Here is a 20955-nt window from a genome sequence, read left to right on the forward strand (position 1 = left end):
TCCTTGCCAAGGAAATCGAGGGGGGATCCCCTAATAAAATGCAGGGGATCCGCGAAGCCGTTGAGATGGCATACCCATAGCCCATGAGGTCAATTGTCTTGTCCGGGGATGGCGGAGACTTGAAGGAGTGCCTGTCCGAACTGGAAGAGCAACTGCGCCCTTTGGCAGACAAGGCCGTTCCCCTGCTGGTGGCAGACTCCGATCCGGTGCAGGTGTGGGCGGCAGTTTTGACCTGCCAACGCTTGGGGATCCCGCTGTTCCTGGGTAATCCCCACTGGGGAGAACGGGAATGGGGACAGGCTTTGGCGGATATGGGATCCGGCTGGTGCTGGCGCCAGGGCCGACTGGAAGGGGATCCCGCCCCCTTGAATCTGCGCCTGCGAGAGTTGCGGGAAGTTTTGCCCAGCTCCCATTGGCCGCTGATCGGCATCCCCACCAGTGGCTCCGGCGGCCAGATAAAATGGGCCATGCACTCTTGGCTGACCCTCAGCGCCTCGGCCAAAGCCCACCAACAGCACTTTGCCGTCGGGCCTGTACACAGCTATTGCGTTCTGCCCCTGTACCACGTCAGCGGCTTGATGCAGGCAGTCCGCTCCTGGCTGAGCGGTGGGCAGTGGGTTGTCTGGGATTGGAAACGGCAACAGCAGGCCGAGTCTTGGGATCCCCCTTTGCCGGGGAGCTTTCTATCGCTGGTGCCCACTCAGTTGCAACGGCTGTTGCTCAGCGCCCATCCGGGAGTTTTGGAGAGCCTGCGCCAATTTCGGGCCATTTTGGTCGGCGGTGGCCCCACCTGGCCCAGCTTGCGGCAACAGGCCCGGCAACTTCACCTTCCCCTTGCCCTCACCTACGGTATGACCGAGACCGCCTCCCAGGTGTGTACGTTACTGCCAGAAGCCTTTTGGCAAGGGAGCGACAGTCTGGGTCGGCCTCTGCCCCACGCCACGCTCCAGATCCGCAGCGAAAAAGGGGATCCCCTGCCCAGCCATGCTGTGGGCTACATTCACATTCAGGCAGAGTCGCTGGCACTGGGCTACTACCCGCACCTAAGTGCTACGCACCGCTTACGCGAAGGGCAACAGCAAGGCTTTACCCCCGGCGATTTGGGCTATCTAGACCGACAGGGATCCCTCTATTGGTTAGGTCGAGCCGATGACCTAATCCTAACCGGCGGGGAAAAGGTGATGGCTGCAGAAGTGGAAGGGGAGATCCGAGCCAGCGGCTGGGTGGAAGATGTGTGCGTGTTGGGCCTACCGGATGCCGAATGGGGGCAGCAGGTGGTGGCGGTGGTCGTCCCCAAAACAGGGATCCCGGCAATCCCCAAAGAGCTGGAAATGCACCTGAAGCAACACCTAAGCCGCCAACTGAGTCCCTTCAAGCACCCCAAGCACTGGCTGTGGTGTACGGGGATCCCGCGCAACCCTCAGGGCAAAGTCAACCGCCAACAACTCCGGCAGTGGGCAGCTCAGACGTTGGGGATCCCAACGCAGGCAAGTTAGCGGGATCCCTCCCGAATGCCCAGACGGGCTAAATCTCGCTTGATTTCAAAGGCCAATTCTCGGTTGTGCGGCTCCGTGGCCAAAGCTTTTCTCAAGTAGGCTTCCGCCTGCTGATAGCGCCCCTCGTAGATCAAATGGTTGCCGAAGCGCTGGTAGGCCAACGCCAAGATGTGGATGGCCTCGCTGGAGTTGGGAAACCGTTTCAGCAGCGCCTCCGCCTGGGCCACCGCCGTGGGCAACTTCCGCTCCCGCCAGGCTGCCTTGACGCGGGCAATCCCCTCCTTGAGCCCTTCCGGATTGGGCTGCTCTGCCGATGAGGGGCCTATGCTGCGAATGACCACCCGCCTTTCGCCGGCAGCAGGAGAGCTGGGTGGAGATTGACGTTGTGCAGATTGACGTTGTGCATCGTAGCGCCGCCGCTGCTCAGGGTCGCTCAGCACTTGGTAGGCTTGGTGGATTTGTTGGAAACGCTCTCGGGATCCCTCCCCTGCCACATCAGGGTGAAACTGCCGCGCCAACCGTCGAAACGCCTGTTTAATCTCTTCAATGTCCGCTGCAGGAGATAGGTTCAGGATCGCGTAGTAATCCATAAACAGTGGCGAAGTCAAGGGAGCGGGAAAAGACTTGACCGAAAACCAGCTCTAGTCTACCCCTGTAGCCCCGGCTTGACTAAGGGATCCCACCAAGCGCTTGGTTCTCCCGCTTCCCTCAGCAGCAGGGATCCAGTGTTAGACTTTGCCCAAGTTGTTTGGAGCCTCCATTCCGGCCTATCGAGGATCCCTTCCTGTTGCCCAACTTCATTGCAACTTGGCTTTTTTATTTCTATCTGTTATGAGTGAAGCGCTTCATCAAGCTCTTGCCAATCGAGATCTAAAACAATTATTGGCCCATTTGCAGCGGGGGGAAGATGTAAATGCTGTCGATGCTCAGGGAATGACCTTGCTTCACAAAGCGACACTCCTTGGCGATTTGGAACTGTTGGATTTGCTCTTGGCCCATGGCGCTTCTCCCAATGCCTTGGATCCCACAGGTGCTACCCCTCTCCATTTGGCTGCTGCCGTCGGCCAGGTCAAGCTGGTGGAGCGTCTTTTGAGGGCAGGCAGTGATATCGATCTCCCAGATAACCATGGCTATACCCCTCTCCATCGGGCTGCTTTAACCGATCAGGTAGAAGTAATCGGTCTGCTCATCCAAAAGGGAGCCAACACCGGTCGTGTTCTCCACTGGGCCACAGCCACCGGTCGAAAAAGCATTCTGGCCCGCCTACTATCCAAGGGAGTGCCGGTGGATGCCACTGACGAAACAGGCCGAACCCCTCTGCATGAAGCCGCCACCCGAGGGGATTTGGGCATCGCTCGCTTTCTGCTCTTGTACGGGGCCAATGCCAATGCGCGCAACCGATTCGGGGCGACACCGATGCACTGGGCTGCTTGGGAAGGACACATCGAAATCCTGGAGCTTTTGCTGGAAAATGGAGCCGAACTAAACCCTCGCAATGAAGATGGGCATACCCCCTTAGCCTATGCACAAAAACGCCAACACAGGCTGGCTGCTCAATGGTTACAAGATCGAGGAGCAACTCTTTAGCTTAGTATCAAGTTTGGCATAGAGAGTAAAACAAAAGTTAATGAAAATGCTGCTATTTCAAGTCATAGGGTATTTGGTCTTCCTCCCTTCTCATGAGATGGGGTTTGAGAGTGAGGGTAACCCCTACAGAAAAAAGGAGAGAGGCTGTTAGGCTTTCCTCCCTCCAGTCTCTTCGTCGCGGTTAGCGTTAACGCCAGCTAGATTCTAACTGATTCTTCCACCTGATTCAACTTTTTTCTAGAGTTTCTCTTGAGCCCAACATAAATTTTTGAACGACAAAACAAGACATAGGACAGACAGTTTGTCCCAAAAGGTTGGTCTTTTTCCTTAGCTTCTGACAAGTTTGCAAAGGAAACTAGAGCAGCAATCTTTGTATTCGGTCTTGTCTTCCGGTTCCCGAAGCCAGATTGCCCCCTTCCAAAGCCATAACCCTCAGCCGCTGTTGCTCCTTTACACTGCCACCTCCACAGATTGACATGAGCAAGCAAAAAATCTCTCTATCAACTGATTCTGACTCTCATTAGCACAGAACCTTGCTTAGCCTTGGAGAGGAGAAAAAGGGATCCCTGCTGACGCAGATGGCCAGCTCTGCCAGCACAGGATCCCTGCCACATCCAAGACAAGAGAGGAAGACTGATGGATATGACTCCACCACTCAACTGAGTAACAGCATAGCTTTATTGAGATTGAATCGCAATACCTAGCCAACGTAAGAGGAAATGTTCTTGACAAAACTGCTTCAAGTAGTCGTTTCAAGTTAGGGTGAGACGCTTGGGCTACTGAGGAGAGCCTTCTGATTCCCTGTATTCAGGGCTTTAGGTATGGGTGCAGTGTCCCAGTTTGAATCGAAATGGCCACAAGCAGAGTACCTGGGCTAAAGGGTAATTGGCCAAGATTTGCAGTTTCAGCCCTCTTGAGAGGATAGGTCGCGGAGTTGTGGGCACAGCACAGGTTCAAGGGGGGGTGAGGGGCTGATAGCAGTCGTGGTTCTTATTACCCTCTATTTCAACTGCTCGCGTAGCGGGCCGGAGGCCTTAGCAGGAAGCAACCGGTCGTTTGTTTCACCTTGACGGTGAGATAAATGACTACGCGTTGCGGAACAGTAGGTAACCTCACTGCCATTCAAATGCCGTGGCGGGCGAAAAATCAAACCTTGGCCCAATGGATCCCTAGCCACGATAGCTGAGTCGCCTGGCGGGAGATCGAACCTGACGGCGTTTTCTGCGCCAGCGTTTCCAGCGGGAGACCATCCAGTCGCTTAGGCTGTGGTTCACCGATCCCAGTTCCAACCCCATCCCAATCCAAAAGAGCATCTCGGCGTGAACTTGCAGCAATTGCCAGAGATCGCTGCCCCACACCCAGGGTTGCCACATCCACCAGCCCAACCGGGATCCCAGCCAAGCCCCCAGCAGGCCAGCTCCTCCTGCCCATAGGCTCAAGTACAGTACCCGCACGGCGGTGCCCACAATCGGCCCATGAGACCAAAAGGAGCGATGCCGCATCCACTTGCGGTAGGGCAGCCAAATCCAGCGCAAGAACAGCCAGCGTTGATACTGTCGGGAACAGGTGTCCAGATCTCCAGAAAACATCAGGCCGCTGAACAGATAGGCGGATCCCACAGCCAGGGCAACTGTGGTGCTGTTCCCCAACACACCGGCGGCTAGGGTGATGCCGGGGGCCGTCCAGAGGGTAATGCGATCGTGGGTGGATCCCAGCGGCATAAAGCCAGAGCAACAGTACACGACTGCGGCTCAGTCTACCCGCAAGCAAAGGAGAAAGCCTGCTCCAGCCCTGGGATCGCTCCGCCGGATCTTGAAAAACTTAAGCCTGCTGCTCCCCAGGGATCCCTCGATTCAGGCGATCCAACACCTGCAACTGTCGGTAGAGCATTTCAACCCGTGGCAGATGGATCCCAGCTTGTCGAGCGTACTGCAGTGGGTTGCCGAAGATCACCTGCAGTTCCAGAGGACGTTTGCGCTCATAGTCGATTTTCATGCTGGTGCGGTAGGGGGCCATTTTCTCGGTGTTGGTGAGCATTTCTTGGATCAGGGAGTCGGGAAGCAGGCGATCACAAGCTGCAGCTCCCTGTATCACCTCCTGCATCAGCGTTTCCGCCAAAGCACGGGCCTCAGGGTCTCGAATCATTTGCTGAGTATCGGCATTGAACACCACCGAGAGGCCGTTGAAGGGAATATTCCAGACCAGTTTCTGCCAGCGGGCCAACATCAAATCTGGTGAGAGCGAAGTCGGGATCCCTGCCCGTTGAAAATCGGCTTGAACTTGTTGAAGGCGGGGCGTGATCCCTTGGGGGGCATAGCCAGGGCCGTACTCTGCCAGCAGCACCGAACCGTAATCCAGATGGTGAATGTGGCCGGGGCCAACCTTATTGGAGCTGATGAAGCAGAGGCCCCCCATGACCCGTTCTGGGCCAACGCAATCGGCAATCTCGGGCTCCACCCCCAGCCCGTTTTGCAACAAGATCACCACGCCATTCTCGGCCAACACAGGCGGGATCAAGTGCGGCAGAAGCGCATTTTGGGTGGCTTTCAAAGCCACGATCACGCCTTCGCAAGCCGGCATGTCCTCCACGGCTGCGTAGGCATTCACCTGGGGCAAATGAAAATCCCCCCAGCAGGACTGCACCCAGAGGCCGCTTTGGCGAACATGGTCATAGTCGCTGTGCAGCAGAAAATGCACCGAAAAGCCCGCCTGTTGCAATTTCGCCCCATAAAATCCTCCCAAAGCGCCCGTGCCCAAAACAGCGTAGCGGCGGGTTTCCGGCAACCAAGACATGGCAGTGAGTTTCGGCAGGTCATCCCTAAAATACCGCACCCCAGCGCTGGCTCAGGGTTTAATCTTTGCTGTTTTGTCTATCAACAGCACCCGCTCTTCTGCATCGGTTTCCCGCAGATGGACTCTCACCATTTGCTCCGGTTCTGTGGAAAGCTGACAACCGCAGTAATCGGGCTGGATGGGAAACTGTCGGTGACCCCGGTCAATCAACACCGCCAATCGCACCCGTTCCGGTCGCCCAAAGTGGTTTAGAGCCTCCAAAGCTGCTCGCACGGTGCGACCGCGAAAGATAACATCATCCACCAGCACCACTTCTTGGCCGGTCAGGTCACGCGGCATTTCGCTGCGATCGGGGGTGCGCAACCCGCCGGCGCTCAAATCGTCGCGGAAAAAAGTGATGTCCAGCTCCCCCACTTGGGGCGGGATCCCCAGCAGAGTGGCAATCCGATCCCGCAGGCGGTAGGCCAGGGGAACTCCCCGGGTGCGAATGCCGATCAACGTCAACTTTTGGAGGTGGGGATGATCCCTGCCGATCGCCTCTGCCAGACCCTCGATCAGCCCGGCCAACTGCTCCGCATCGAAGACCTCGATCTCGGACATGGATCCCTGTCGCCCCCTCGCCAATCGCGGATCTGGTCTGTAGAAGACTTTAACAAAACGCGCGGAATTCCCCACCCTCTGTAGGGTGGGGATGGATAGCGCCACTGGATTTGTGGAGCACTCAGAACTAGGACAGGTGGGGGTAGGATAACGCATATGGCAACCAGAAGGCAGACCTTTCGACTGTATCCCAGCAAAGCTCAGGAAAAGGCTTTGCTCGAGGCCCGTCGTCTGCACTGCTACCTCTACAACGCCTGTGTCAGCCATCGGGAAACCGAGTACAAGCTCCACCGCCGAACGGTGACCTACCTGGAACAGCAGAACCTACTCCCCGAATTCAAGCAGGTGTGGGTGGAGTTTGCCCAACTGAACTCCCAAGCCCTGCAAGCTACCGTCAAGCGGGTGGATTGGGCTTACCAACGGTTCTTTCAAGGACTGAGTAGGAAGCCGAGGTTCAAGTCCATTCGCCGGTATTCGGGCTGGACGTATCCTGCTCGGTCGGGGTGGAAGGTCAACAGCACGGGGAAGCATGGCACGGTCACACTCAATGACTTGGGCATTACCCTGAAAATGCGCGGTCAAGCCAAGCATTGGGGCGTGCCAACAACGCTGACCCTTGTCTACAAGCCGTCCCGGCGGCAGTGGTTCGCTTCGTTTACGGTTGAGGTTGCCATACCAGAGCCTAAGTTTGGGTCGCAGTCGGATTTGCGATATGAGTCCATCGTTGCCTATGACTTGGGTACAGAGACCGCCCTGACGTTGTTTGACGGGGCGGAGTTTCGGGAGATTACTAATCCCCGCTTTACCCAGCGGAGTGAGGAGAAGATTCGCAGAGTGGCCAGACTGAAGCGCAGAAAGCGTGCCCCTAAAAAGGGCATAAAGGCTTCCAGAAGGTGGAAGAAAATCCACCGGCGGGAAGCGCAACTGCAAGCAAAGGTTGCTCGTCAGCGCAAAGACTGGCAACACAAAGTTACGTCAGAGATAGCTTGTCGTTATGGCGAAGCGCTCCGCGCCGCCGTAGGCGAACGGCGTAACGGAGAAGCTGCATGTCAAAGGGATGACCCGCAAGGGTGGGAAGCGCAAGGCAGGGCTAAACAAGTCGATTTTGTCGGTGGGGTTCGGTACATTGAACCAGATGATTACCTACAAAATCGAGCAGAAAGGTGGTTTAGTTCTCATGTTTCCTACGCAAACCCTCAAGCCCTCGCAACGCTGTCCCAAGTGCGGGGCAGTCCACAAGGAGTGGGCGGACTTGAGCAACCGCTATCATGTCTGCTCGGCTTGTGGGTTTGAGGTACCGAGGGATCGGGGTTCGGTGATGGTGATGTACAACGTTGCCACTCATCGGCAACCGGGGTTGGGAACCGGCCTCGTGAGTCTTGGATGCTTCAGCTCTACTTCAAAGTCCTGCGGGTCTATGAAGCACCTGGGGCAGAGGAAGAGACTAAAATCCTGCCGTCAAGGGGATGGGGCATCAGAAACCCCATCCGCCTATGCGGTGGGGTAGTTCATGATAGCCCAATCTGCCGGCGGGATCTCCATCCGGTAAGATAAAACCAGAAGCAATTCCCAAGCCATGGAGGTTTCCTTGAGGGAGGGATCCACGATGTCTGTTGCTTGGCTGGCTTCGGTTCTGGCGAGGCGGTCTTGGCTGAGCCGTTTCCTGCGGGGGATGGTGCTTTGCGGGCTGATACTCTGCCTGGGGGTTACCCTGCTGGGATCCCCGGCCCACGCCGAAGACTACACCAAACGAGATCTACAGGGGGTGAGCTTTGCAGGGCAAGACCTGAGCGGCTGGAAGTTTCTCAAGGCCAACCTGCGCCAAAGCGATCTCAGCCATGTGAAGGCAGCAGGGGCAAACCTATTCGGGGCCAATCTCAGCAAAGCCAACTTGCGCGGGGCCGACCTGCGGGGGGCCACTTTGGACATGGCCAACTTACAGGGTGCGGATCTGCGAGAAGCGCAACTGCAGGACAGCATGATGTGGCTGGCCCGAGTCGAAGGGATCCAAATTGATGGGGCCGATTTCACCAATGCCTTAATACGCCAAGACGCCCTCTCCATCCTCTGTGAACGGGCCACCGGCGTTAACCCTGTAACCGGTCGGGCCACCCGCGACACTCTTGAATGTGACTGATCCTCACCCCCGGCTCTTCTCCCAGAGGGAGAGGGGAGATAGGCAGCAGAACCCATCGCCTCACTGCCCTCTGGAATCCGGATTTTAGGAGCTGGGAGCGGCTGCCTCAGAACGGGCGGGCTTGCGTTGAAACTGGCTGAGCAGAGAGTTCCAGGCCAAGCGGGCCATCGACAACAGCCAATTGCCCTCCAACTCCCTAAACAAGTCCATGTTCAGCTTGAAGGCATAGTTGGCCTCTGCCACAATGCGGTCGATGGTGGTTTGATCCAGCTCCAACGCATCCAGCTGGGCGCGGTAGCGCTGCTTGAATTTGCCCTCATGAGGGATCTGCTCGAAATCGTAGAAGGCCGTTCCTTCCCCCTGCGGCAAGCTCATGGCCCGGCGGGCAATGTTTTTGAGGATTTGGCCACCCGACAAGTCACCGATGTAGCGGGTGTAGGCGTGAGCGATCAGCAGAAGCGGATCTTTTTCCACCACTTCCCGAATGCGGTTGACATAGACCTGGCAGGCAGGGGAGGGCTTGACCAAAGAGCGCCAGTTGGGGCCAACAAAATAATTTAAGTCCTTCTCCAGGCTGGTCTTGCGCCACAGCTCCGGGTAGTAGAACCGGCCCACCAGCGGGTGCTCTCGCAGTTGGGCAAAGCCCTCTTCCAGAGCACTGTAGACAAAGTAGAAATTGCCCACGTAGCGGCTGTAGGCCCGCTTATCCACCACTCCCTTCAGGAAACACTTGATAAAGGCCATGTTCTCGGCCATGGTGTGGGACTGCTTGGTGCCCTCCCGCAACTGGGCCGACAAGCTGTGGTCCCGGTTATACAGATCACTTTTTTTATTCTGATTGTTCTGACTTTGACTCACAAAACCCTCCTCGCCAACAAACTGTGCTTCATTAGATCACCCGCAGATCACCCGCAAGCCATCCCGAGGTTCCCCCAGCCTGAGAAGCTTTGTAAACCCATTCCCGATCCTTTCTCATGATTGATGGCTCCGCGTCTTGCCCCCTAGCCTGCATCAACAGCGTGCATCTCAAAAGCGACAAAGACCGGCGCCGCGTCCACCCTGGCGACCGGCTGAGCCTGTCAGAACCACCCCTCCGATCCCCACGGTCGACCGGAAATCCGAGCTGGAGCAGCGGATGATCCGCAAAAACGGTTAAAGATTAGAATAATCTGCTTGAGTGTGAATGGATGTGAACAATCCTTAAGGCATGGCGGAAACCGCCCCTGCCCCGGCAGCCAAAAGGGGATCCCCAGCGGTTTTGCCGAGATTTTCCAGGTGCGCCCCCACGGGATCCGGACAGCCCCTCGACCTTTGTAACGTTCGTTGACGATCGTTGGCGGGGTTTCTATAATGGAAGGCCTGACTGCAGCGCGACCCCTCCCGAGCAACGCATGACACAATTAGCAGTGCCATCCCCTGTCGCTCCTACCTTTCCTGACCTGGTGGAGATTCAGCGGGAGAGTTTCTTGTGGTTTTTGCGAGAAGGGTTTGAAGAGGAGCTTCTCAGCTTTTCCCCCATCATCGATTACACTGGTAAGCTGGAGCTGCACTTCCTGCCTGAATATCGCCCTGGGGATCCCTCCAAAGGGTACAAGATCAACCGCCCCCGCTACGACCCCGAGGAGGCCAAGCGGCGGGATGCCACCTATCAAGCGCAGATCCGGGTGCCCACTCGCCTGATCAACAAAGAGACCGGCGAGATTAAAGACATGGACGTCTTCATCGGCGAACTGCCCTTGATGACGGATCGGGGCACCTTCATCATCAACGGCGCCGAGCGGGTGATCGTCAACCAAATTGTGCGCAGCCCCGGCGTCTATTACAAATCGGAGCTGGACAAAAACGGGCGTCGCACCTACAGCGCCAGCCTCATCCCCAACCGCGGTGCCTGGCTGAAGTTCGAGACCGACAAAAACGGCCTGGTGTGGGTGCGCATCGACAAAACCCGCAAGCTCTCGGCGGCAGTTCTGCTGAAAGCCTTGGGACTGAGCGACTCCGAGATTTACGACAACCTGCGCCACCCCGAATTCTTCCAGAAAACCATGGAGAAAGAGGGGCCCTACACCGAAGAAGAAGCCCTAATGGAGCTGTACCGCAAGTTGCGGCCCGGGGAACCCCCCACCGTATCGGGTGGCCAGCAGTTGCTGGAATCCCGCTTCTTCGACCCCAAACGCTACGATTTGGGCCGGGTAGGGCGCTACAAGCTGAACAAAAAGTTAAATTTGAACGTAGCCGAAAGTGTGCGGGTGCTTACCGTCACCGACATTTTGGCCGTCATCGACTACCTGATCAATCTGGAGTACGACATCGGCCATGTGGACGACATCGACCACCTGGGCAACCGCCGCGTGCGCTCCGTGGGCGAGCTGCTGCAAAACCAGGTGCGGGTGGGCCTGAATCGCCTGGAGCGGATCATCCGAGAACGGATGACAGTCTCCGAGTCGGAAAACCTCACCCCGGCCTCTTTGGTCAACCCCAAACCCTTGGTGGCGGCCATTAAGGAGTTCTTCGGCTCCAGCCAGCTCTCCCAGTTCATGGATCAGACCAATCCTCTGGCGGAGCTGACCCACAAGCGCCGGTTATCTGCCCTGGGCCCCGGCGGCCTAAGTCGGGAACGGGCCGGCTTTGCGGTGCGGGATATCCACCCCAGCCACTACGGCCGCATCTGCCCCATCGAAACTCCAGAAGGCCCCAACGCCGGGTTGATCGGATCCCTGGCCACCCACGCCCGCGTCAACCAGTACGGCTTTATCGAAAGCCCCTATTACCGGGTCGAGAACGGCGTGGTGCGCAAAGATCTGGGCATGGTCTACCTCACCGCTGACGAAGAGGACGAGTACCGCGTGGCCCCGGGGGATGTGCCGGTGGATGCCGAGGGCCGCATCACTGCCGACTTGGTGCCGGTGCGCTACCGCCAGGAGTTCACCACCGCCCACCCCACAGAAGTGCACTACGTCCAAGTGGCGCCAGTGCAGGTCATCTCGGTGGCCACCTCCTTGATCCCCTTCCTGGAGCACGATGACGCCAACCGTGCCTTGATGGGAGCAAACATGCAGCGGCAGGCGGTGCCCCTGCTCAAGCCGGATCGGCCCTATGTGGGCACTGGCCTGGAAGCCCAGGCGGCACGCGACTCCGGCATGGTGGTGGTGTCGCGCACCAATGGCGTGGTGACCTATGTCTCCGCCGACGAAATCGTGGTGCGGCCAGGCGACGGCGGGGATCCAATTGTCTATCGCCTGCAGAAATACCAGCGCTCCAACCAAGACACCTGCCTCAACCAGCGTCCCCTTGTCTACACGGGGGATCGGGTGGTGGCTGGCCAGGTGCTGGCGGATGGCCCGGCGACCGAAGGGGGCGAGTTGGCTTTGGGCCAAAACGTGTTGGTGGCCTACATGCCCTGGGAGGGCTACAACTACGAAGATGCCATCTTGATCAGCGAGCGGCTGGTCTACGACGATGTCTTTACCTCGGTACACATCGAGAAGCACGAGATCGAGGCCCGGCAAACCAAACTGGGCCCTGAGGAGATTACCCGCGAAATCCCCAACGTGGGGGAAGATGCCCTGCGCGACCTGGATGAGAACGGCATTGTGCGCATTGGGGCTTGGGTGGAGGCCGGCGACATTTTGGTGGGCAAAGTCACCCCCAAAGGGGAGTCGGATCAGCCCCCAGAAGAGCGGCTATTGCGGGCCATTTTCGGGGAAAAGGCTCGGGATGTGCGGGACAACTCGCTGCGGGTGCCCAACGGCGAGCGCGGTCGGGTGGTGGATGTACGCATCTTTACCCGCGAACAGGGGGATGAGCTGCCTCCCGGCGCCAACATGGTGGTGCGGGTCTACATTGCCCTCAAGCGCAAAATCCAGGTGGGAGACAAGATCGCGGGCCGTCACGGCAACAAAGGCATCATCTCCCGCATCTTGCCGATTGAGGACATGCCCTACCTAGCGGACGGCACACCGGTGGATGTGGTGCTCAACCCCTTGGGGGTGCCTTCCCGGATGAACGTGGGCCAAGTGTACGAGTGCCTGCTGGGCTGGGCAGCAGAACATCTGGGAGTGCGCTTCAAGCTGATGCCCTTTGATGAGATGCACGGTTTAGAAGCCTCCCGTCTGACGGTGGAGGCCAAGCTGAGGGAAGCCCGAGAGAAGACCGGCAAGGACTGGATCTTCAACCCGGAAGGCAGGTACTGCGGCAAAATCCAGGTGTTTGATGGTCGCACCGGGGAGCCCTTCGACCAGCCCGTTACGGTGGGCCGCGCCTACATGCTGAAGCTGGTGCACTTGGTGGATGACAAGATCCATGCCCGCTCCACCGGCCCCTATTCTTTGGTGACCCAGCAACCGCTGGGGGGCAAGGCGCAGCAGGGCGGCCAGCGCTTTGGGGAGATGGAGGTGTGGGCTTTGGAGGCGTTTGGGGCAGCCTACATCCTGCAGGAGTTGCTCACCGTCAAGTCCGACGACATGGTGGGGCGCAACGAGGCTCTCAACGCCATTGTCAAGGGCAAGCCGATCCCTCGACCCGGCACGCCGGAGTCCTTCAAGGTGCTGGTACGGGAGTTGCAGTCCCTCTGCCTGGATGTGTCTGTACACAAGGTGGAGGTGGACAGCGAAGGGCAAACCCACGATGTGGAAGTGGATCTGATGGCCGATACCTCCAACCGTCATACTCCCTCTCGACCCACTTATGAATCGGTTACGGCTGAGGATCTCTCGCCATCACCCGCCTTTACCAGAGTGCTCCGCACCGCTGACGCGAATGCCAGCCGCAGCCTTGAGGAAGATGAGGACGAGGAGGAGGAAGAGGACTTTTGAGGGTTGAGAGCGCTCCCCACCCCTGACGCGAACGTGACGGGGATCCCCTTCAACCCACGAAGGAGGGTGGGGCTTCCCTCTCCTTTGGGTTCAGCAAGCCAGGAGGAAAACGGCGATGGCCAAAACAGAGCAACGCTTTGACTATGTCAAAATCGGCTTGGCTTCTCCAGAACGGATCATGGAGTGGGGCCAGCGCACCCTGCCCAATGGTCAAGTGGTGGGGGAAGTCACCAAGCCCGAGACCATCAATTACCGCACCCTCAAGCCGGAGATGGATGGTCTTTTCTGTGAGCGCATCTTTGGGCCGGCCAAAGACTGGGAATGCCACTGCGGTAAGTACAAGCGAGTACGGCATCGGGGGATCGTCTGCGAGCGCTGTGGGGTGGAGGTAACCGAGTCGCGGGTGCGCCGCCACCGCATGGGCTACATCAAGTTGGCTGCCCCCGTCACCCATGTTTGGTATTTGAAAGGGATCCCCAGCCACATTGCCACGCTGTTGGACATGCCGCTGCGGGATGTGGAGCAGGTGGTATACTTCAACGCCTACGTAGTGGTGGATCCGGGCAATGCCCAGAATCTCTCCTACAAACAACTGCTGACGGAGGATCAATTCCTCGAGATCGAAGATCAGATGTACGAGGAGGGATCCGAACTGCAACTGCCGGAGAACTGGGCGATGATCGGGGCGGAGGCCATCGAGCGCCTGCTCAAGGATATCGACCTGGAAAAAGAGGCGGAGCAACTGCGGGAGGAGATCACCACTGCTCGCGGCCAAAAGCGGGCACGCCTGATCAAGCGGCTGCGGGTGATCGACAACTTCATTGCCACCGGATCCCGTCCGGAGTGGATGGTGTTGCGGGTGCTGCCGGTGATCCCGCCGGATTTGCGCCCCATGGTGCAGTTGGATGGGGGCCGCTTTGCCACCAGCGACCTCAACGATCTCTACCGTCGTGTGATCAACCGCAACAACCGTCTGGCCCGGCTGCAGGAGATCATGGCGCCGGAGATCATTGTGCGCAACGAAAAGCGCATGCTCCAGGAGGCGGTGGACGCGCTGATCGACAACGGTCGGCGGGGGCGCGTAGTGGCGGGGGCCAACAACCGTCCCCTCAAGTCCCTCTCCGACATCATCGAAGGCAAACAGGGGCGCTTCCGGCAAAACCTGTTGGGCAAACGGGTGGACTACTCCGGACGTTCGGTGATCGTGGTGGGGCCCAGCCTGCGCATGCACCAGTGCGGCCTGCCCAAAGAGATGGCCATCGAGCTGTTCCAGCCCTTTGTCATCCACAAATTGATCAAGCGGGGCATCGTCAACAACATCAAGGCCGCCAAAAAGCTGATCCAAAGCAACGACCCGCAGGTTTGGGATGTGCTGGAGGACGTGATCGACGGCCACCCGGTTTTGCTCAACCGCGCTCCCACGCTGCACCGCCTGGGGATCCAAGCCTTTGAACCGATCCTGGTGGAGGGAAGGGCGATTCAACTTCACCCCTTGGTCTGCCCTGCTTTCAACGCCGACTTCGACGGCGACCAGATGGCGGTGCATGTGCCCCTGTCGTTGGAAGCCCAGGCGGAAGCGCGCCTGCTGATGCTGGCCACCAACAACATCCTCTCCCCGGCCACCGGCGCTCCCATCATCACCCCCAGCCAAGATATGGTGTTGGGGTGCTACTACCTGACGGCGGACAACCCCCACGCGCCAGATATTGGCGATCGCTTCTTCGCCAGCTTGGAAGATGCTCTCATCGCCTACGACCGCGGCGCCATCGGCCTGCACAGCAAGGTCTGGGTGCGCTACCACGGCCCGATGGAGTTGGGCAAGGGCGAAAAAGAGTCCGAGCCGCAAATCATCGAAGAACCGGGCGGCATTCGCCTCAAGATCACCAACTACCGCCGTATCCGCGAAGATCAAGACGGCAACGTGATCAGCCAGTACATTCGCACCACGCCGGGCCGGATCATTTTTAACAAGACCGTGCAAGATATTTTGTCTGCGTAGTTCATCCTCTGCCGTAGGACGGCTCTTCTCTCCCCTCTCTCCTCTTCTCTCTAGCGAGGCATCATGAGCGAAAAAGGACGATTTTCCGCTGGCCTGGCGCGGCAGGCTGCCGACGGCAATAAAGCCGACGCCCCTTTGCCCCCTGTGCCCTTTCGCAACTATCAAATTGGCAAAAAAGAGCTGCGCAACCTAATTGCTTGGTCTTTTGCCCGCTACGGCACGGCCCGCACTGCTCAGATGGCGGATGCTCTGAAGACCCTGGGCTTCAAATACGCCACCCAGGCAGCCGTCTCCATCAGCGTCGAAGATCTGCGCGTTCCCCCCAGCAAGCGGCAGTTGTTGGCGCAAGCGGAAGCCGAGATCGAGGCGGCCACCGAGCGCTATACCCGTGGAGAAATCACAGAGGTGGAGCGCTACCAAAAGGTGATCGACACCTGGAACCAGATCAACGACCAGATCAAGGAGGAGATGCTCAGCAACTTCCGGCAGAACGATCCCCTTAACTCCGTCTACATGATGGCCAACTCGGGGGCGAGGGGGAATGTCTCCCAGGTACGGCAGTTGGTGGGCATGCGCGGCCTGATGGCCAACCCCCAGGGGGAGATCATCGATTTGCCCATCAAAACCAATTTCCGCGAGGGCCTGACCGTTACCGAGTACATCATCTCTTCCTATGGGGCCCGCAAGGGCTTGGTGGATACGGCCCTGCGCACCGCCGACTCCGGCTACCTCACCCGCCGCTTGGTGGATGTGTCTCAGGATGTGATCGTGCGGGAATCTGACTGCGGCACTGAGCAGGGCATCCTTCTGGAATACCTGATGGACGGGGACAAGGTGGTGGTGTCTCTGGAGGAGCGCTTGGTGGGCCGAGTGTTGGCGCGCGACGTGGTGCATCCACAAACCCAGGAGATCCTCGCCCGCCGCAACCAAGAAGTGGATCACGACTTGGCTAGAACCATTGCAGAGGCTGGCATCCGCCAGGTGATGGTGCGTTCTCCCCTCACCTGTGAAGCCAACCGCTCCGTGTGCCGGATGTGTTATGGCTGGAGCTTGGCCCACTCCCGCCTGGTGGATCTGGGGGAAGCGGTCGGGATCATCGCCGCCCAATCGATTGGGGAGCCGGGCACCCAGTTGACCATGCGCACCTTCCACACGGGAGGCGTGTTTACAGGGGAGGTGGCCCGCCAAATTCGCGCCCCCTTTGCGGGTGTGGTGCGGTTCCCGAAAAATCTGCGCACCCGCCCCTTCCGTACCCGCCACGGCGACGATGCTCTACAAGTGGAGGTAAACAACCAAATCATCTTGGAAGGCCCAGACGGTCAACGGGAGTCCTTCGACATGACTCAGGGATCCACCCTGCTGGTGCGGGACGGAGCCCAGGTGCAGCGGGATCAGTTGATTGCAGAGGTGTCCCTGGCCAAGGCCAGCCGTAAGAGCACCGAGAAAGCCCAGAAAGAGGTGGTGGCCGACCTGGCTGGAGAAATTCGCTTTGCCGATCTGCCCATCGAGGAGAAGACTGACCGCCAGGGTAACACCACCTACACTGCCCAGCGGCAGGGATTGATCTGGGTGATGTCTGGACAGGTGTACAACCTGCCTCCGGGGGCCGAGCCGGTGGTGAAAAACGGGGATCGGGTGCAGGCGGGGGATGTGATCGCCGAAACCTCGCTGGTGACGGAGCATGGCGGCATTGTGCGGCTACCGGAGCGCAGCGACACCAGAAGTGGGCGCGAGGTGGAGATCATCAACGCTTCGGTGGTGTTGCGGGAAGCACGGGTACGGGTGGAATCCCACCAGGGGCGGGAACAATTTTTGCTGGACACTTCCAGTGGGCAGACCTTTGTTCTCAAGGCTACTCCGGGCACCAAAGTGGGCAACGATGAGGTGGTGGCGGAGCTGATCGACAACCACTTCCGCAGTCAGACGGGAGGCTTGGTGAAGTTCGCCGGCATTGAGGTGGCACGGCGCGGCAAGGCCAAGCAAGGTTACGAAGTCATCCAGGGCGGCACCCTGCTGTGGATCCCGGAAGAGACCCACGAGGTGAACAAGGACATCTCCCTGCTGAACGTGGACGACGGCCAGTATGTGGAAGCGGGCACCGAGGTAGTGAAAGACATCTTTTGCCAGAATGCCGGTGTTGTCGAAGTCATCCAGAAGAACGACATTCTGCGGGAGATTGTCATCAAGCCGGGATCCCTGCATCTGGTGGACAACCCCGCCGACTTGGAAGTGAAAAGTGGCACCCTAATCCAGCCAGGGCAACCGGTGCTCAGCAGCATCGTTCCCGACCGACTGGTCTACCTGGAACACGTGGAAACTCCCGAAGGCCCAGGCTTGCTGCTGCGTCCGGTGCAGGAGTACGAGATCCCCGACCGGCCCTTGGTGCCCACTCAAGAGTCCACCAGCGAGTCCGGTCGCTCCATTCGTCTGCGGGCGGTGCAGCGGGTTCCCTTCAAAGATGGGGAGCGGGTGAAGTCGGTAGGCCCTGTAGAGCTCCTGCGCACCCAACTGGTGCTGGAAATCGATACCGACGCCCCACAACTGAAGGCCGATATCGAGCTGATCCAAGATGAGAAGGATCCAGATATTCGCCGCCTGCAACTGGTGATTCTGGAAACCCTGTTGCTGCGCCGCGACGTGGAAGCGGATCTGACGCAGGGGAGTACCCACACGCGGCTGTTGGTGAAGGAAGGAGACTCCATCGCCAGCGGAGATGTTATCGCCCGCACCGAAATCCAAGCCAAAAAGGCCGGGATCGTCCAAGGGATCCGCGAGGGAGCGGAGGTGGTACGGCGGGTGCTGGTGATTACCGACGACGATCTGGTGCAGGTGCCCCTGACGGGCCCAGCCAATGTGGAAGTGGGGGCGCTGGTGCGGGCTGGGGACGAGCTTGCTCCCGGGATCCCTTCTCCACAGTCAGGACAGGTGATGCAGATAACGGACGGCCAAGTCCTGTTGCGGATGGCGCGGCCCTACTTGGTTTCTGCAGGTGCCATCCTGCAGGTACGGAATGGCGATCTGGTGCAGCGGGGGGATTCTCTGGCCCTCTTGGTGTTCGAGCGGGCCAAGACAGGGGACATCATCCAGGGTCTGCCACGGATTGAGGAGCTGCTGGAGGCCCGCAAGCCCAAGGAAATGTGTGTTCTGGCCAAGCGGCCCGGCACCGTTCAACTGAGCTGGCGGGGAGAAGAGCCAGATCTCAAGGTCATCGAAGCCGATGGCACCGTTAGAGACTATCCTGTGCTGCCGGGGCAGAGCTTGATCGTGGTAGATGGACAGCCGGTGGGGGTGGGGGATCCCCTAACCGATGGCCCTGCCAACCCCCACGACCTCTTGGAGATCTACTACGAGTACCATCGCCAAACCTTGGGAGATGACCAAGCCGCACGGTTGGCTCTGCGGGAGGTGCAGCGCTTCTTTGTCAACGAAGTGCAGAACGTCTACCGCTCCCAGGGGGTGGAGATCTCCGACAAACACATTGAGATCGTGGTGCGCCAGATGACCTCCAAGGTGCGGGTGGATGATGGTGGCGACACCATCCTGTTGCCGGGGGAGCTGGTGGAGTTGCGGGAAATCCAGCAGATCAATGCCACCATGGCCATTACTGGAGGAGCGCCGGCCAAATACACGCCCGTCCTGCTGGGGATCACCAAGGCCAGCTTGAATACCGACAGCTTCATCTCGGCGGCCAGCTTCCAGGAAACCACCCGCGTGCTGACTGAGGCGGCCATTGAGGGCAAATCCGACTGGCTGCGCGGCTTGAAGGAAAACGTAATCATCGGGCGCTTGATCCCGGCAGGCACGGGCTTCACCACCTACGAGGAGATTGCCGCCGAGCCGGAGCCTGACGAAGAGGAGGAAGAGCCTGCGGTGTTGCCGGAGCTGCCGCCTCGTTTGATCTTGGAAGATGATCAATTGATCGACGATTCCACCCCTGCCTTCGACGAGCTAGAGGAGGATGACGACGAGGAGGAGTGAGGCGCTGGGTCTCCAGGATTGGGCCACTTTGCAAACTGAAATCGTCAGTTGCTGCCGCTGCCCCCGCTTGGTGGCCTGGCGAGAGTCAGTCGCCCTTCAGAAGGTGGCCCGTTTTCGCGACCAGCTCTACTGGGGCCGACCGGTGCCAGGGTTCGGGGATCCGCAGGCGCGGCTGTGGGTGATCGGGTTGGCACCGGCAGCTCATGGGGGCAACCGCACCGGGCGGGTGTTTACCGGGGATCCCAGCGGGGACTGGCTGTTTCGCGCCCTGTACCGAGCCGGGTTTGCCAATCAGCCCACCTCTACCCACCGAGAGGATGGCCTGCAATTGCAGGATTGCTACATCTCAGCCGTGGTGCGCTGTGTGCCCCCAGACAATCGCCCCACCGTCACAGAAGCCAAGGCCTGCCTGAGCTACCTGAAACAAGAGCTGGAGCTGCTAACCCAGGTGCGAGTGATCCTGACGTTGGGGCATTTTGCCTTCCAACACGCTCTGACGCTCTTGCCACCTCTCAGGCCCCGCCCCCGCTTTGGCCACAATTGCGTTATTCCTTTGGCAGAGGGTCGCTATTTGCTGGCGTCTTACCATCCCAGCCGGCCCAACACGGCCACACGGCTGCTGACGGAGCCGATGTTGGATGCCGTTTTCGCGCAAGCCCAGCAGTTGCTGTCTGGTAAGCCAGCCCGACCGGCTGAGGATTAGGCGGGTTGCCAAGATTCGAGGCGATAGGCACTGTCCCAAAACAGCCATTCCAACCGGGAGGCAGTGACAAAAGCTGCCCTCATCTTTTCCCGCAGCGGTTCTGTAGCCTGCTGAGCGACGGAGTCGGTGATGTCCAAAGCCTGCTGCACCACTTGGGCAAATTCTTCCCCGGCGTAGGTGTCGATCCACTGTTGGTAGGGATTGTCAGGCTGTGCGGTGCGATAGATGGCGGATCCCACCTCTCGGTAGATCCAAAAGCAGGGCAGCACAGCGGCAATGGCCACCTCATAGGGATCCACAGCCGCCGCAGCCAACAAAAAACGGGTATAGGCGAAGCAGGCAGGGGCATAGGCTGTTTCGGGTTGAATGTCGTAGAGGCGAAAATAGCTTTCGTGCAGGCTGCGTTCGGCCACAATGGCTCCCAGGGCAAAGTTCAAGAAACTCACCACCTGCTCAGCCCCTTCGGAACGAGCTCCAATCAAGGCCAGGGCGCGGGCAAAGTCGGTGAGATAAAGAGCATCCTGCTGCAAGTAAAACTGGAACCGCTGCCGCGATAGGCTGCCCGCTGCCAACTCTCGGTTGAAGGGGTGATCGAGGATTTGCTTGTAGATGGGCTGAATGGCTTGCCAAAGGTGGGCTGTAAAGGACTGGGGCATGGCGACCGTCTCTCGGCGTTTGGTCTTCAGCTAGAAATTGCAGGAGCCCCGCACTGTACCTATAAAGTCAGTGTTGGGAGGAATGCTATAATAATACTGCGGGCACCAGAAACGGTTTTTTTTAAGGCACTGGTAACGGTCGATTGGGGGTGCAGTAAACCACCCCAGAGGCTCGTGGTTGGCTTGCTAACTGCA

Annotated in this window: 15 protein-coding genes; 9 read left to right on the top strand and 6 right to left on the bottom strand. The window is 58.8% G+C overall.

The features are described from left to right. The first annotated feature begins 83 nt into the window (after positions 1 to 83). On the top strand, positions 84 to 1496 hold the full coding sequence (locus NW840_RS00240) for a 2-succinylbenzoate--CoA ligase (protein WP_414341606.1): 1413 nt from the start codon (positions 84 to 86) through the stop codon (positions 1494 to 1496). On the opposite strand, the gene NW840_RS00245 is transcribed toward NW840_RS00240, so the two are convergent. Beyond that, entirely contained in the window at positions 1493 to 2086 is a 594-nt protein-coding gene (locus NW840_RS00245; RefSeq protein ID WP_011433991.1) for a J domain-containing protein, read from the bottom strand. The genes NW840_RS00240 and NW840_RS00245 overlap by 4 nt on opposite strands. Before the next feature lie 241 nt (positions 2087 to 2327). On the opposite strand from NW840_RS00245, the gene NW840_RS00250 reads away from it, so the two are divergent. Further along, complete coding sequence (locus NW840_RS00250) at positions 2328 to 3083, top strand: ankyrin repeat domain-containing protein (RefSeq protein ID WP_414341608.1); 756 nt, start codon at positions 2328 to 2330, stop codon at positions 3081 to 3083. A 1169-nt stretch (positions 3084 to 4252) separates the two neighbouring features. Here the strand turns inward: NW840_RS00250 and NW840_RS00255 are convergent. From NW840_RS00255 to pyrR, 3 genes are all read right to left on the bottom strand, one after another. Next, positions 4253 to 4825: a metal-binding protein gene (locus NW840_RS00255; protein ID WP_414341609.1), complete on the bottom strand. Its 573-nt coding sequence runs from the start codon at positions 4823 to 4825 to the stop codon at positions 4253 to 4255. 79 nt (positions 4826 to 4904) lie between these two features. Next, positions 4905 to 5876 carry a putative 2-dehydropantoate 2-reductase gene (locus tag NW840_RS00260; protein ID WP_414341611.1) on the bottom strand — a complete coding sequence of 324 codons (972 nt, stop codon included), beginning with the start codon at positions 5874 to 5876 and terminating at the stop codon, positions 4905 to 4907. A gap of 51 nt (positions 5877 to 5927) precedes the next feature. Then, positions 5928 to 6476: a bifunctional pyr operon transcriptional regulator/uracil phosphoribosyltransferase PyrR gene (gene pyrR, locus NW840_RS00265; RefSeq protein ID WP_414341613.1), complete on the bottom strand. Its 549-nt coding sequence runs from the start codon at positions 6474 to 6476 to the stop codon at positions 5928 to 5930. 156 nt (positions 6477 to 6632) lie between these two features. Here pyrR and NW840_RS00270 point away from each other — a divergent pair, with 156 nt between their 5' ends. The 3 genes from NW840_RS00270 to NW840_RS00280 all read left to right on the top strand — a co-directional run bounded on the left by NW840_RS00270 (position 6633) and on the right by NW840_RS00280 (position 8613). Then, on the top strand, positions 6633 to 7769 hold the full coding sequence (locus NW840_RS00270; protein ID WP_414341614.1) for an RNA-guided endonuclease InsQ/TnpB family protein: 1137 nt from the start codon (positions 6633 to 6635) through the stop codon (positions 7767 to 7769). Beyond that, positions 7654 to 7983 (top strand): zinc ribbon domain-containing protein, encoded by a 330-nt coding sequence (locus NW840_RS00275; protein WP_414341616.1) that lies wholly within the window; start codon positions 7654 to 7656, stop codon positions 7981 to 7983. Before NW840_RS00270 ends, NW840_RS00275 begins: the two co-directional genes overlap by 116 nt. Positions 7984 to 8082: 99 nt before the next feature. Then, a complete protein-coding gene (locus NW840_RS00280; protein WP_414332400.1) occupies positions 8083 to 8613 on the top strand; it encodes a pentapeptide repeat-containing protein in 531 nt (176 codons plus the stop codon). 84 nt (positions 8614 to 8697) lie between these two features. On the opposite strand, the gene NW840_RS00285 is transcribed toward NW840_RS00280, so the two are convergent. Then, the gene (locus NW840_RS00285; RefSeq protein WP_414341618.1) at positions 8698 to 9411 is read right to left on the bottom strand and encodes a heme oxygenase (biliverdin-producing); all 714 of its coding nucleotides are present in this window, start codon (positions 9409 to 9411) and stop codon (positions 8698 to 8700) included. Positions 9412 to 10004: 593 nt separating this feature from the next. Between NW840_RS00285 and rpoB the strand changes: the two genes are divergently transcribed. The 4 genes from rpoB (at position 10005) to NW840_RS00305 (ending at position 20104) form a co-directional block, all read left to right on the top strand. Continuing rightward, positions 10005 to 13424, top strand: a complete 3420-nt coding sequence (gene rpoB / locus NW840_RS00290) for a DNA-directed RNA polymerase subunit beta (RefSeq protein ID WP_414341619.1) — start codon at positions 10005 to 10007, stop codon at positions 13422 to 13424. 115 nt (positions 13425 to 13539) lie between these two features. After that, the gene (locus NW840_RS00295; protein WP_414341620.1) at positions 13540 to 15423 is read left to right on the top strand and encodes a DNA-directed RNA polymerase subunit gamma; all 1884 of its coding nucleotides are present in this window, start codon (positions 13540 to 13542) and stop codon (positions 15421 to 15423) included. Positions 15424 to 15486: 63 nt separating this feature from the next. Continuing rightward, positions 15487 to 19401, top strand: coding sequence for a DNA-directed RNA polymerase subunit beta' (locus NW840_RS00300; protein ID WP_414341622.1), 3915 nt, complete (start codon positions 15487 to 15489; stop codon positions 19399 to 19401). Then, positions 19382 to 20104, top strand: a complete 723-nt coding sequence (locus NW840_RS00305) for a uracil-DNA glycosylase (protein WP_414341625.1) — start codon at positions 19382 to 19384, stop codon at positions 20102 to 20104. The genes NW840_RS00300 and NW840_RS00305 overlap by 20 nt, the downstream gene beginning before the upstream one ends. Here the strand turns inward: NW840_RS00305 and tenA are convergent. Then, a complete protein-coding gene (gene tenA / locus NW840_RS00310; protein WP_011434003.1) occupies positions 20101 to 20760 on the bottom strand; it encodes a thiaminase II in 660 nt (219 codons plus the stop codon). The two genes, NW840_RS00305 and tenA, sit on opposite strands and share 4 nt — an antisense overlap. Positions 20761 to 20955 lie beyond the last annotated feature (195 nt).

Origin of the sequence: Synechococcus sp. R5-13, from assembly GCF_047462015.1 — a bacterium.
Classification (GTDB): Bacteria; Cyanobacteriota; Cyanobacteriia; order Thermostichales; family Thermostichaceae; genus Thermostichus.